Annotated in this window: 13 protein-coding genes; 8 read left to right on the top strand and 5 right to left on the bottom strand. The window is 72.8% G+C overall.

The window, feature by feature from the left end:
- Positions 1–71 precede the first annotated feature (71 nt).
- Positions 72–1,880, top strand: a complete 1,809-nt coding sequence (locus tag R2E43_RS14625) for a GMC oxidoreductase (protein ID WP_189284358.1) — start codon at positions 72–74, stop codon at positions 1,878–1,880.
- A 118-nt stretch (positions 1,881–1,998) separates the two neighbouring features.
- On the opposite strand, the gene R2E43_RS14620 is transcribed toward R2E43_RS14625, so the two are convergent.
- Positions 1,999–2,658 carry an LAETG motif-containing sortase-dependent surface protein gene (locus R2E43_RS14620; protein ID WP_136209040.1) on the bottom strand — a complete coding sequence of 220 codons (660 nt, stop codon included), beginning with the start codon at positions 2,656–2,658 and terminating at the stop codon, positions 1,999–2,001.
- Here R2E43_RS14620 and R2E43_RS14615 point away from each other — a divergent pair.
- The gene (locus R2E43_RS14615; RefSeq protein ID WP_234328657.1) at positions 2,645–3,025 is read left to right on the top strand and encodes a hypothetical protein; all 381 of its coding nucleotides are present in this window, start codon (positions 2,645–2,647) and stop codon (positions 3,023–3,025) included. The genes R2E43_RS14620 and R2E43_RS14615 overlap by 14 nt on opposite strands.
- A 346-nt stretch (positions 3,026–3,371) precedes the next feature.
- Here R2E43_RS14615 and R2E43_RS14610 read toward each other — a convergent pair whose 3' ends face one another.
- Complete coding sequence (locus R2E43_RS14610; RefSeq protein WP_016327073.1) at positions 3,372–3,659, bottom strand: chorismate mutase; 288 nt, start codon at positions 3,657–3,659, stop codon at positions 3,372–3,374.
- 368 nt (positions 3,660–4,027) lie between these two features.
- Between R2E43_RS14610 and guaA the strand changes: the two genes are divergently transcribed.
- On the top strand, positions 4,028–5,608 hold the full coding sequence (gene guaA / locus R2E43_RS14605; RefSeq protein WP_003974187.1) for a glutamine-hydrolyzing GMP synthase: 1,581 nt from the start codon (positions 4,028–4,030) through the stop codon (positions 5,606–5,608).
- A gap of 3 nt (positions 5,609–5,611) precedes the next feature.
- Here guaA and R2E43_RS14600 read toward each other — a convergent pair whose 3' ends face one another.
- Positions 5,612–6,097 carry a pyridoxamine 5'-phosphate oxidase family protein gene (locus R2E43_RS14600; RefSeq protein ID WP_037897580.1) on the bottom strand — a complete coding sequence of 162 codons (486 nt, stop codon included), beginning with the start codon at positions 6,095–6,097 and terminating at the stop codon, positions 5,612–5,614.
- 127 nt (positions 6,098–6,224) lie between these two features.
- Here R2E43_RS14600 and R2E43_RS14595 point away from each other — a divergent pair, with 127 nt between their 5' ends.
- From R2E43_RS14595 to R2E43_RS14585, 3 genes are all read left to right on the top strand, one after another.
- The gene (locus tag R2E43_RS14595) at positions 6,225–7,028 is read left to right on the top strand and encodes a class II aldolase/adducin family protein (RefSeq protein WP_003974185.1); all 804 of its coding nucleotides are present in this window, start codon (positions 6,225–6,227) and stop codon (positions 7,026–7,028) included.
- 162 nt (positions 7,029–7,190) lie between these two features.
- Positions 7,191–8,486: a membrane protein gene (locus R2E43_RS14590; protein WP_011029864.1), complete on the top strand. Its 1,296-nt coding sequence runs from the start codon at positions 7,191–7,193 to the stop codon at positions 8,484–8,486.
- A gap of 139 nt (positions 8,487–8,625) precedes the next feature.
- The gene (locus R2E43_RS14585; protein ID WP_037897578.1) at positions 8,626–9,153 is read left to right on the top strand and encodes a DoxX family membrane protein; all 528 of its coding nucleotides are present in this window, start codon (positions 8,626–8,628) and stop codon (positions 9,151–9,153) included.
- Between the two features lie 50 nt (positions 9,154–9,203).
- On the opposite strand, the gene R2E43_RS14580 is transcribed toward R2E43_RS14585, so the two are convergent.
- A complete protein-coding gene (locus R2E43_RS14580) occupies positions 9,204–9,431 on the bottom strand; it encodes a hypothetical protein (protein WP_003974182.1) in 228 nt (75 codons plus the stop codon).
- Entirely contained in the window at positions 9,418–10,839 is a 1,422-nt protein-coding gene (locus tag R2E43_RS14575; RefSeq protein WP_332056267.1) for a PspC domain-containing protein, read from the bottom strand. The genes R2E43_RS14580 and R2E43_RS14575 overlap by 14 nt, the downstream gene beginning before the upstream one ends.
- Positions 10,840–11,029: 190 nt before the next feature.
- Between R2E43_RS14575 and R2E43_RS14570 the strand changes: the two genes are divergently transcribed.
- Positions 11,030–12,322 (top strand): ATP-binding protein, encoded by a 1,293-nt coding sequence (locus R2E43_RS14570; RefSeq protein WP_003974180.1) that lies wholly within the window; start codon positions 11,030–11,032, stop codon positions 12,320–12,322.
- Positions 12,319–13,074: a LuxR C-terminal-related transcriptional regulator gene (locus R2E43_RS14565; protein ID WP_011029866.1), complete on the top strand. Its 756-nt coding sequence runs from the start codon at positions 12,319–12,321 to the stop codon at positions 13,072–13,074. Before R2E43_RS14570 ends, R2E43_RS14565 begins: the two co-directional genes overlap by 4 nt.
- The last annotated feature ends 10 nt before the right edge of the window (positions 13,075–13,084 follow it).

Here is a 13,084-nt window from a genome sequence, read left to right as displayed (position 1 = left end):
ATATGCGGCTCCGCCGCCTGGGCGCGACCAGCCACCAACTACCCGCACGCGACACTCAAAGAGGAGACCCCGTGCCCCAGGATGCATACGACTACGACGTCCTCGTCGTGGGATCCGGCTTCGGCGGCTCCGTCTCCGCCCTCCGCCTCACCGAGAAGGGCTACCGCGTCGGCGTCCTGGAGGCCGGCCGCCGTTTCACCCGGGAGTCGCTGCCCAAGAACTCCTGGGACCTGAAGAACTACCTCTGGGCGCCGAAGCTCGGCATGTTCGGCATCCAGCGCATCCACCTGCTCGGGAATGTCATGGTCCTGGCAGGCGCCGGGGTCGGCGGCGGCTCGCTCAACTACGCCAACACCCTGTACGTGCCGCCGAAGCCCTTCTTCGACGACCCCCAGTGGCGCGGCATCACCGACTGGCACGAGGAACTCACGCCGTACTACGACCAGGCCCGGCGCATGCTCGGGGTCCGGCTCAACCCGACGATGACCCCCTCCGACGTGCACCTGAAGGCCGCCGCCGAGCGAATGGGCTGCGGCGACACCTTCCACATGGCCCCGGTCGGCGTCTTCTTCGGCGACGGCGAGGACGCCGACGGCACGGCGAAGGCCGGGCCGGGCGAGCAGGTGCCCGATCCGTACTTCGGCGGCGCGGGCCCCGACCGCAAGGCCTGCAACGAGTGCGGCGAGTGCATGACCGGCTGCCGGCACGGTGCGAAGAACACCCTCAACGAGAACTACCTCTACCTCGCCGAGAAGGCCGGAGCCGTCGTCCACCCGATGACCACGGCCGTCTCCGTCACGGACGACTCGCGCGGCGGCTTCGCGGTCGCCACGCTCCCCACCGACCGCAAGAAGCGCGGGAAGCGCGGGAAACAGCAGGCGGGCCGCACCTTCACCGCCCGCCGCGTCGTCCTGGCCGCCGGCACCTACGGCACCCAGACCCTGCTGCACCGCATGAAGGCGGGCGGCCAGCTCCCCCACCTGTCGGACGTGCTCGGCGAGCTGACCCGCACCAACTCCGAGGCACTGGTCGGCGCCCAGACCGACGACCGGCGCTACCGCGGCGCCACCGGGGAGCCCCGGGCCGACTTCACGCGCGGCGTCGCCATCACGTCCTCCATCCACCCGGACGCCAACACCCACATCGAGCCGGTCCGTTACGGCAAGGGCTCCAACTCGATGGGCGGCCTGTCCATCCTCCAGGTCCCCTACGCCGGGCAGACCGCCTCGGGCGCCTCGCGCGTCCTGGGCTTCCTCGGCCACGCGGCCAAGCACCCGCTGCTGGTCCTGCGTTCGCTCTCCAACCGCAAGTGGTCGGAGCGGACCATCATCGGCCTGGTCATGCAGTCCCTGGACAACTCCCTGACCACGCACCTCAAACCGGCCGGCGTCGGCAAGGGCCTGCTCACCGCGCGCCAGGGCCACGGGTCGCCCAACCCCAAGCAGATCAAGGCCGCCACCGACGGTGCCTCCGCACTCGCCGCCGAGATCAACGGCTTCGCCGGCTCCAACGTCGGCGAGCTGATGGGCACCCCGCTCACCGCCCACTTCCTCGGCGGCTGCCCGATAGGCGCCTCCCGGGAGACCGGCGTCATAGACCCCTACCACCGCCTCTACGGCCACCCCGGCATCTCGGTCGTCGACGGCGCCGCCGTCTCGGCCAACCTCGGCGTCAATCCGTCCCTGACCATCACGGCGCAGGCCGAGCGGGCGATGTCGTACTGGCCCAACAAGGGCGAGAGCGACCCGCGCCCCGCGCAGGGCGCCGGGTACGAGCGGGTGGCCGCCGTCGCGCCCCGGTCGCCGGCCGTCCCGGAGCGGGCCTTCGGCGCGCTGCGCCTGCCGTTCGTGGAGATGCCGACGGTGCCGCCGAAGAAGTAGCGGCCACAACGGAGCAGCCGCTCCCCGGGCACGAGAAGGCGAAGAGGACCCGCACCCCCCTCCGAGCGCGGGTCCCCCTCACCCAGCCTGTGTCACGCCGCTCCGGCGAGCGTGAGCGTCACGTGTCCGAGCCGGCCCTGCGCCGCCGGACCACGAACACCGCACCGCCGCCGACCACCACGGCGAGCCCGCCGACGAGGCCGATCACCGGCAGCGCCGAGCTGGAGCCGGTCGCGGCGAGGCTCCCGGTGACCTCCGGGGTGCCGGCGGCCGGCTTCCGGACGGTCACGGGCGCCTTGCCGCCCTCCTGCGGCCGGGTGCCGTCCGTGTCCGTGCCGGGGGCCACGATCCTGAACCTGTAGGCGACGTCGCCGAAGCCGGTGCACTCGCCGTCCGCGTCGCCGTAGATCGTCGCGCCGAGCGTGAATCCGGCGCCGACGGGTGCGTCGACCCGCACGTTGATCCGCATGGGGACGGCGACCTCGTAGTCGGGCGCCAGCTCGTCGGTGTACCCGATGTAGCCCACCGCGTAGCCGAGCTCGTCGAGGTCCTCCCAGGTCCTGTCCTCGGGGTTCCAGGCCTGGAGACCGACCTTCTTGCTCTCGAACAGCTTCTCGCCGTCGCGGTCGGCGGAGGCGCCGGCCAGGTACTCGAGGTTCTGCAGCGTGGAGCCGGAGTCGTTCGCCACGTTCAGCGAGAACTCGTGCCAGCCGCTGCCCGCCGCGATCTCGCCGGGCAGGCCCTCGATGCCGACGTCGACCTTGGTGTCCTCGCACACGGACGGCTCGGGCGCCGGGCTCGCGGTCTCCTCCGGCCGGGAGGTGCTCGGCGAGGGGTTCGCGGGGGCGGACGTGGTCGCCTGCGTGTCGTCGGGGGCGGGGGTGCCCTCGCCCGTCGTGCTCGGGGAGAGCGGGGAGGTCGGGGAGGCGGAGGAACTCGAGGACGGGCTCGTCGAGTCGCTCGGGGCGGGCGAGGTCACGCTCGTCGACCCGCCCTGGGACGGTGCGCTGTCCGAGGAGGCGGACGGGGACGGCGACGGACCGCCGCTCGCGGAGGCGGCCGGGGCCGCGAGCAGGGCGACGGGGCAGATCACTGCCGTGGCGGCGGCTGCGGCCAGGGCGCGACGAAGCTTCATGCCCGTTTGATCACTGGAACCTGTGAAGGGTTGTCTCCGTATTCACAGAATCCTTATGTGTCCTGCGTCACTACCCGTTCCGTCGGCCGGCCCCGGGCGTCCCCGGAGCCGGCCGTTCTCATGGGTGACCGGGCTGCTGTCCCCTGCCGTCCGGTCACTTCCTGGAGCGAGGTCCCACGACGCACGGCACGATCCGTACGCCTCATCGCTCCAGCGAGCCACGCGTGGTTCTTTCGGGCCCGCCCCTGGCTGACGCGGACACCGGGACCAACGAAGCCGCTCGCGTGCCGGTCACGCGCCGTACGGGTGAGAAGGAGTCCGAACTCAGATGCGACCCCCCGGCCGCGCCGCGGCTCTCACACCTGCCCGCGGCACAGCTCCAGCATCGTCATCGCCAGCGCCGTGCCCGGCTTGCCCAGCGCCTCCCGGTAGTGGTCCAGCACCTCCATCTCGCGGGAGAGGTTCACGCGGCGGCCGCCGGAGGTGATCCGCGCATCCTGGATGACCGCGGAGACGGCCATCCGTTCCTGGATCAGCCCGATGATCCGGTCGTCCAGGGCGTCGATCCGCTCCCGGGCGCCGGTGATCACGTCGGCGGCCTCGGGGGTGCGGGCGCCGGTCTTGTCTGCTGCGGTGACGGTCATGTCGGTGGCTCCTCGCCGAAGGGTGGCGGCACCCCGGACCGGCACGGTCCGCAAACGCCAGGCGCCCCGGACCTTGTCGGCCCGGGGCGCCTGGGAAGTCGCTTGTCAGTTGCTCAAGCAGCACGACCATGGCAGCCGGTGGGCCGGTTGCCATAGGTAAACAGGAACGCCTGGTGCTTGAGCATGCGCCCAGTATGCCCCCGCGACGGTCGGTGTCCAAGCCGGTTCGCATGGTGAGACTCGGGGCAGGACCGGGGAGGGGCGCCGGCAGGGTCGACGGCCGAGGCCGACTGCGGGGCCGGGCCACCTTCCCCGCTCGGTAGAATCGGGAGCACAAGCCCCCCGCCCGACCCGCCGGAAGGCACCCCGTGTCATCAGCGACTCCCGCTGCCGCCGCCCCCGACACCGTCCTGGTCGTCGACTTCGGCGCGCAGTACGCCCAGCTCATCGCCCGTCGTGTCCGCGAGGCGCGGGTCTACAGCGAGATCGTGCCGAGCTCCATGCCGGTCGAGGAGATCCTCGCCAAGAACCCGGCGGCCATCATCCTCTCCGGCGGCCCCTCGTCGGTGTACGAGGCGGGCGCCCCCACCCTCGACCGCTCCCTGTTCGAGGCCGGCGTCCCCGTCTTCGGCATGTGCTACGGCTTCCAGCTGATGGCGCAGACCCTCGGCGGCACCGTCGACAACTCCGGCGCCCGCGAGTACGGCCGCACCGAACTGGCCGTCTCCAAGCCGTCCTCCACCCTCTTCGAGGGCACCCCGGCCGAGCAGTCGGTGTGGATGTCGCACGGCGACGCCTGCTCCGCCGCCCCCGAGGGCTTCACCGTCACCGGCTCCACGGACGTCGTCCCGGTCGCCGCCTTCGAGAACGACGAGAAGAAGCTCTACGGCGTCCAGTACCACCCCGAGGTCATGCACTCCACGCACGGCCAGCAGGTGCTGGAGCACTTCCTGTACCGGGGCGCGGGCCTGAGCCCCGACTGGACCACGGGCAACGTCATCGAGGAGCAGGTCGCGGCCATCCGCGCGCAGGTCGGCGACAGGCGCGCCATCTGCGGGCTGTCCGGCGGCGTGGACTCCGCGGTGGCCGCCGCGCTCGTCCAGAAGGCCATCGGCTCCCAGCTGACCTGCGTCTACGTCGACCACGGCCTGATGCGCAAGGGCGAGACCGAGCAGGTCGAGAAGGACTTCGTCGCCGCGACCGGCGTGCAGCTGAAGGTCGTGGACGCCAGTGAGCGGTTCCTGGGCGCGCTGGCCGGGGTGTCCGACCCCGAGCAGAAGCGGAAGATCATCGGCCGCGAGTTCATCCGGGTCTTCGAGCAGGCCCAGCTGGAGATCATGCGGGAGGACGGCCCGGAGGTCGCCTTCCTGGTGCAGGGCACGCTCTACCCGGACGTCGTCGAGTCCGGCGGCGGCACCGGCACCGCCAACATCAAGTCCCACCACAACGTGGGCGGGCTCCCGGACGACATCGAGTTCGAGCTGGTCGAGCCGCTGCGCCAGCTGTTCAAGGACGAGGTCCGGATGGTCGGCCAGGAGCTGGGCCTGCCGGACGAGATCGTCCAGCGCCAGCCGTTCCCGGGCCCGGGCCTCGGCATCCGGATCGTCGGCGAGGTCACCAAGGAGCGGCTCGACCTGCTGCGCGAGGCCGACGCCATCGCCCGCGAGGAGCTGACCGCGGCCGGCCTCGACCGCGACATCTGGCAGTGCCCGGTGGTGCTGCTCGCGGACGTCCGCTCCGTCGGCGTCCAGGGCGACGGCCGCACCTACGGCCACCCGATCGTCCTGCGGCCGGTCTCGTCCGAGGACGCCATGACGGCCGACTGGTCCCGGCTGCCGTACGAGGTGCTCTCCAAGATCTCGACCCGGATCACCAACGAGGTCACGGACGTCAACCGCGTCGTCCTCGACGTGACCTCGAAACCCCCGGGCACGATCGAGTGGGAGTGACCCTCAGGCGCGTCTGACGGTGCGCAGGGGCCTGCCGGGCTGCCAGATCTCGACGACGAGGTACTTGTCGTCCTCGACGCGGGTGCGCACGACCTCCGTCAGCTCGGTGCGGAAGAGGTGGAACGGCTCCGGCGGTTCCACCTCTCGCACGTATCCGGCCTTGGTCCGCGGGTCCTCGACCTCGACCGCCCGGCCGGCGATCCGCACGTCCCCGCCGCCCATGCCGGTGCCGTCCCCCGGGTTCGCCTGGAGGGCGAAGCGCGGATCGCGGCGCAGGTCGAGCGCCTTCAGCGAGTCCGGCATCATGCCGAGCCACAGCTCGCCGGTGAGGAACCGCACCTCCAGTCCGGCGGTGCGGGGCGAACCGTCCTTGCGGAGGGTGGCGAGCACGTGGTGCGGGTACGCGCCGAAGCGTGCCTCGACGGTGCCGGCCAGGCCCGGTTCGGCGGCGGCGAAACCGGCCCAGTTCACAGGGGAGCCTGAAGTCATACGCCGAGTGTGAACGCCAAAACCGACATCCTCTGTCGCGTATTGGCCCCCGACCCTGTCCTCCCGGCCGCACCGCCGGTAACTTCCGGCACGTAGGGCACATCCGGCGCCGAAGGACAGAGAACACATGCACGGGACGCCCGGGGCCGCCGAGCCCCCGCCGCTGCCCACCGACCGGCTGCGGTTCGCGATGCCGCCCAGGCACGACTCGGTCGAGGACGAACGCCGGCACCGCAAGGAGCGGCTCGCGGGCGCGCTGCGCCTCTTCGGGCGCCAGGGGTTCGAGGACGGGGTCTCCGGTCACATCACGGTCCGCGACCCCCAGTACACCGACTGCTTCTGGGTCAACCCCTTCGGCGTGCCCTTCGCGCACATCACGGTGAGCGATCTGGTGCTGGTCAACTCCGAGGGACAGGTGGTGGAGGGCGGCCACCACGTCAACCAGGCCGCCTTCACGGTGCACTCCCAGGTCCACGCCGCCCGTCCGGACGTGGTCGCGGTCGCCCACTGCCACTCGGTGCACGGGCGCGCGCTGTCGGCCCTCGGTGAGCCCCTCGAACCGATCACGCAGGAGAGCTGCGCCTTCTACGAGGACCACGCCCTGTACGACTCCTACTCGGGCGTCGCCGTCGACGCCGAGGAGGGGCGGCGCATCGCGGGGGTGCTCGGCTCCGGCAAGGCGCTCGTGCTGCGCAACCACGGGCTGCTGACGGTCGGCGACTCCGTGGACGCGGCGGCCTGGTGGTTCCTGTCGCTGGAGCGGTCCTGCCAGGTGCAGCTGCTGGCGAAGGCGGCGGGGCGGCCGGTGCCGATCGGCCACCGGCAGGCCGTGGCGACCCGGGAACAGCTCGGCGGCGACCTGGTGGCGTGGATCAACTACCAGCCCCTGTGGCAGGAGGTCACCCGACGCGAACCGGACCTGTTCGACTGACCGCGTCCGAGGCGGCCCGGGGCGGCCGTCAACACGGCGATCCGGGCATCACCCGCGCTGAGCAGACGTTGAGCGGGGCAGCGCGCGGGCGCGAGGCGGGATACGGCACAATTCGCTGTCGTTCCAAGGGACTTAGCGGGTGCGGGAAGGCGGGCGTCGGGCGTGGCGGTGCAGGAGGCGAGACGCGGAAGCGGCTCGGACAGGGACGCGTACGAGGCGGCGCACGGCGGTGGCTGCACCTGCGGGGACTGCCCGCACGGCGCCCGCGAGGGACACCGCCGGGCGGTCGCCGCCTTCCTGCTGCGGCGGGACGAGTTCGCGGCCGGTCAGGGGCTGCCCGCCGCGGTGGCCCACTCGGCCTCCGCCTCCCGCCAGTGGGTCTCGGAGGAGCTGACCCAGTCCGCGGAGGCCGTCGCCGAACGCGGCCGTGCCGAGGGCGACGCGTGGCTCGCGGCGCTGGGCCGCCGTACGGCGGCCGTCGTGTGGGCCGCTGTCGTCCTGCTGCTGCTCGGGCAGTCGCTCACCGCGGTCGGCACCGGCTGGTCCGCCGCGCGCACCGCCGGACTCGCGGCGGCGCTGGTGGTGGCCGGCGCGCTGACGGCGGCGTCCTGGTTCCACCGGGCCCGGGGCGGCGCGCTGGCCCCGGTCATCGGCGAGGACAACCGCCTGTCCACCTCCCGTGCCGTGGCGGCCGCCTGGGTCCTCTTCGTCGCCTACGCCGTGCTGGTGCTCGCCGGGCAACTGGCCGTCGCCTCGGGGCACGGCCGGCGGGACGCGCTGATCTCCGGTCTCGAACTCGGCCGCGGCACCGGCGCGGTGACCGTGCTCGCGGTGGTCTGCGGGATCGCGGTCCTGGTACGGCGGGTGGTCGGCCTCAGGGTGCTGGGACAGCGGCTGCAGAAGGTACGCGCCGACCGGCCGCGCGCCTCCGACCTGCTGACGGACGACGCGGGCCGCGGGACCTTCGCCGACATCCAGTACGTCGTGATCAGCACAGTGGCCCTGGTCTTTGCGGCGGTGCGGCTGGCCCGGCGCCCGGAGCAACTGCCGGACCTGCCCTGGGGGCTCGCGGTGGTGGTGCTGGTGTCGGCGGCGACCTACGTGGCCGGGAAGTACGCCGAGGGCGGCCGGCCGGTGATCCTCTCCGTGGTCCGGGCGCGCGAGGCCGGTGACCTGGACGCGCCGATCCGCACGGGCGACGACATCGAGATCCGCGGGGCGGGCTTCGTGCCGCCGGGTGCCCAGCGGGCGGACCGGCTGTCCCGCATGGTCGTCCGCATCGGCGCGGTGAACGTCCACGTCCCCCTGGTGCCGGTGACGGGCGGCTTCAGCAACCCCACGGACGACCTGCTGACGGTCCCCGTCCCGGCGGACGTGGAACCGGGCCGGGTGGACGTCCAGGTCGTCACGGGCGCGGGCGTGGAGACCAACCGGTACGCGATCGACGTGACGGACTGACACCCCACCCGCCTCCGGTCGCCGGCCTGTCGAGACCGGTGCCGGGAATCCGGGCGCCGAGGGTTGAGCCGGACCGCCGTGCCGTACGTATGGTCTGGTGGGGGGTCTGGGCACGCGCGGCGAGAGGCGGCTGGCAGTGATGACGCACGGTATGCGGACGGATGTGCACATCTCACCCGGGAGCGGGGGCGACTGGCGGGACCACGCCGCCCGGTACGCCCTTCTGCCCCTGCGGATCTTCCTCGGCGTCACCTTCGTCTACGCCGGTCTGGACAAGCTGACCGACAGCGCCTTCATGAAGGACTCCGGCGCCGGTTCCGTCGGCGACATGATGCGTACCGTGCGGGACTCCTCGGCCGTCCCCGCCCTGGTCGACCTCGCGCTGAAGAACCCGCCCGGTTTCGGGTACGCCATCGCGCTGGGCGAGCTGGCCGTCGGCATCGGCACCCTGCTCGGGCTGCTCACGCGCCTGGCGGCGCTGGGCGGTGCCCTGATCTCGCTCAGCCTGTGGCTGACCGTCAGCTGGGCCTCCGACCCCTACTACTACGGCAACGACCTCGCCTATCTGATGGCCTGGCTCCCCCTCGTCCTCGCGGGCGCCCCGCTGCTGTCCCTGGACGCCCTGCTGCGCTCCCGGCGCAGGCGGCGGACGGGCGGGTACCGCTAGGTCCCGTCCGGCGGCGGGTACCGCTAGGTTCCGTCCGGCGGCGGGTACCGCTAGGTTCCGTCCGGCGGCGCCGTGTGGAGCTCCGCGCGGCGCCGGTGCGCGGACCGGGCCACCATCCCGACCACGCCCGCCAGGCAGAGCCCGCCGTTGACGACGGGGACCACCACGAACCACGGCGTCTCCCAGAGACCGCCCGCGTCGCCCGCGTAGATGACGCCGGCCAGCATCAGGAAGACACCGGCCACCAGACGTCCGGGCTGGAACCTATGACGCAGCACGGGACACCTCCGCCTGGCCGACGCCGACCTGGAGGTCGAGGTCGAGCGTGCCGGAGCTCTTGCCGCCCTCGGCGGGGGGCAAGGTGATCTCCTTGTGCTTGCCCGGTGCCACGTCCACGTCCTTCTCGTTGTCGCCGGGCAGCTGGATGTCGCCCACCCCCACCTCGACGTACAGCCGCACGGTCACGTCCGGCGGCACGACGACCCGTATTCGGCCCATGCCCACGTCGGCCCGGGTGGTCACCGTCTGCCCCTCGGCCAGGTCGAGGCGGGACAGGTCGAGGGTGCCGCTGCCCGTGCCGAGGTCGTACTGGTCGCGGACGTCGGCCGCCACCACGGGCTTCCAGGTGGTCCGCACCCAGTCGGTGCCCACGTTCTCCGGGACGGCGGCCGACCCGGCCAGCAGGCCCGCCGTGATGACGGCCAGGAAGATCGAACCGGCTCCCGTGCGCCCGAGGAAGGAACTGACCGCGATACCGAGGCCGAAGACCGCCAGCGCGCACGCCAGGCCGGTCTGCAGGCTCGTGCCGAGCGGGTGGTCGTCCCAGGTCAGCCGGGCCCCGAGGAAACCGGCGAGCAGGGCCAGGAGGAACACCCAGCCGCCGATGCCGCGGGGGCCGCGGGTCTGCGCGGACCAGGAGTGCCGGTCGCCCGCGGTGGCGCGGTCGCGGCGGCCCGGGATGCCGCGGCCGATGTTGACGGCCGCCGCGATGTCGCGCTCCGCGGAGTCCGGCGGGCCCCACATGTAGCCCGTCCCGCCGTCGTGGGTGCCGTCCTTGACGATGGGGTCGCGCCACCAGGAGGGCCAGGTGTACATGATCGGCGGTGCCTTGGCCTCCGGCGGGGCGTCCGCGACGGCCTGCGCCGACAGCGGGTCCGGTTCGGGGGCCCTGCGGTGCCGCGACCAGTACCCGGCTCCCGCGAGGAGCAGGGAGAGGACGACGGCGAAGGTCAGCACCCCGCCGTTGCGCAGCATGGTGAGGAAGACCCCGCAGCCGACCAGGGCGAAGAGCACCGCCGCCAGCGCGTGGCCGTCCACCCGGCCGGTCAGCAGCTTGCGCACCTCGTTCTCCTCCTCGTCCTCGTAGGGGACGAAGAGCCAGGCGAAGCCGTAGAAGATCAGGCCGATGCCGCCGGTCGCGGAGAGGACCGCGAGCGTGATCCGGAAGATCACCGGGTCCATGTCGCACTGCCCTCCGAGGCCGGCGCACACTCCGGCCAGCGACTTGTGCCGCCGGTCGCGCCAGAACCGGTGCGTCGGCCCGGCGGCATCCGTGCCGCCGGCGGCGCCCGGGCCGGCCGCACCGGCATCCGCGGCGGGCGCGGCATCCTGCGGCCCGGCGCCCTGCGGGGGGCGCGGGCCGGAGCCGGGTCCCGGACCCGTCGCGGCGTGCTCGTGATCGGTCATGAGTCCATGGTGACGGCCGCGGCGCCGTGACGGCAGCCGGTTCGACCCTGGTCGGACCCTGATATCGGCCCTGACTCCGTGCCCGGGGAGCGTTCGAGCCCCGCACCGCCTTCCGCGGTCCGAAGATCAGGGGCGAGTGGGGGAACGACCCTGATGCCCCGGCTCCCGCACCCGTGTGAATATCGGTGTCATGCCGGAAGCCGCAGCAGCACCCGTCGTCGAACCGCGGCCGCCGCGCAAGCTCTACCGCAGCAGCGACGGACGCTGGCTCGGTGGGGTGGCGCGGGGGCTCGCCGGGCATCTCGGGCTGCCCGTCGTCTGGGTCCGGTTCGCCTTCGTCGGCCTGTTCATGGCCGACGGCCTCGGCGCGCTGCTGTACGCCGCCTTCTGGTTCTTCGTGCCGCTGGGCGTCGGGGGAGTGGAGGCACAGAAGCCGCCGTCCCTCGTCACCTCCGAGACCGGCCCCGACGGCCGCCGCCGACTCGTCACGCGCAAACCGGACAAGGGCCAGATAGTCGCCCTGCTCCTCATGGTCGTCGTCGCCCTGGTCTTCGTGGGCAACGTCGACCTGGGCGGCGGCGCCAAGGCCTACCTCTGGCCGACCGTGCTCGTCGGCGCCGGCGTCGCCCTCGTCTGGCGCCAGGCGGACAACGCGCGCCGAGCCCGCTGGGCCGAGGTCGGACGCCATCGCCGCACGGTCACCCTGCTGCGCTCGGTGGGGGGCGTCCTGCTGGTGACGGCCGGTGTCACCGGCATCTTCGTCCTCCAGGGATCCGCCGCCCACCTCGGCTCGGTCCTCCAGGCGGCCCTGGCCGTCCTCGTCGGCATCACCCTCCTCGCCGGTCCCTACCTGGTGCGGATGACGCAGGACCTCTCCGAGGAGCGGCTGATGCGCATCCGCGCGCAGGAGCGCGCCGAGGTCGCCGCCCACGTCCACGACTCGGTGCTGCACACCCTGACCCTGATCCAGCGCAACGCGGAGAACGCGGGCGAGGTGCGCCGCCTGGCCCGGGCCCAGGAGCGGGACCTGCGCTCCTGGCTGTACAAACCCGAGGGCAACGGCAAGGACGAGGACGACGAGCCCACCACCCTCGCCGAGGCCGTGAAGCGCAACGCCGCGGAGGTCGAGGACAAGCACGGCGTTCCCCTCGAGGTGGTCGTCGTCGGCGACTGCCCGCTCGACGAGCGGATCAGCGCACAGATGCAGGCCGCGCGCGAAGCGATGGTGAACGCGGCCAAGTACGGTGGCGAGGGCGGCGCCGTACAGGTCTACGCCGAAGTCGAGGGCAGGACGGTCTTCGTGTCCGTCCGGGACCGCGGTCCCGGCTTCGACTTCGACTCGATACCCGCCGACCGCATGGGCGTCAGAGAATCGATCATCGGCCGCATGGAGCGCAACGGCGGCACGGCGCGGCTGCGCGCGGTGCCGGACGGCGGCACGGAGGTCGAACTGGAAATGGAGAGGGCGGAGAAGACGTCATGAGCGACCCGACCGAGGCGAACGGAACGGCGGGAACGGCGGGGGCGGGCGAGGCGGCCCGGCCCGCGCAGCCGGCCGGTGACGGCGCGGGGGAGCGCCGCGTACGCGTGGTGCTCGTCGACGACCACCGCATGTTCCGCACCGGCGTCCAGGCCGAGATCGGCCAGACCGCCGAGACCGGGGTCGAGGTCGTCGGCGAGGCCGCCGACGTCGACCAGGCCGTCACCGTCATCACCGCGACCCGCCCCGAGGTCGTGCTCCTCGACGTCCACCTCCCCGGCGGCGGCGGAGTCGAGGTACTGCGCCGCTGCGCGCCCCTGATGAGCGACGCCGAGCGGCCCGTCCGCTTCCTCGCCCTCTCCGTCTCGGACGCGGCGGAGGACGTGATCGGGGTCATCCGCGGCGGCGCCCGGGGCTACGTCACGAAGACCATCACCGGCACCGACCTGGTCGACTCGGTCTTCCGGGTCCAGGAGGGCGACGCCGTCTTCTCCCCGCGCCTGGCCGGCTTCGTCCTCGACGCCTTCGCCTCCACCGACGCCCCGCCGGTCGACGAGGACCTCGACCGCCTCACCCAGCGCGAGCGCGAGGTGCTGCGCCTGATCGCCCGCGGCTACGCGTACAAGGAGATCGCCAAGCAGCTCTACATCTCGGTCAAGACCGTCGAGTCCCACGTCTCCGCGGTCCTGCGCAAGCTCCAGCTGTCCAACCGGCACGAGCTGACCCGCTGGGCGACGGCACGACGGCTGGTGTGACCGGGAGAAA

This window comes from Streptomyces violaceoruber, assembly GCF_033406955.1.
GTDB classification, from domain to species: Bacteria; Actinomycetota; Actinomycetes; order Streptomycetales; family Streptomycetaceae; genus Streptomyces; species Streptomyces violaceoruber.
Note: the sequence above shows the minus strand (reverse complement) of the source record. Positions and strands in the feature narration are given on the sequence as shown.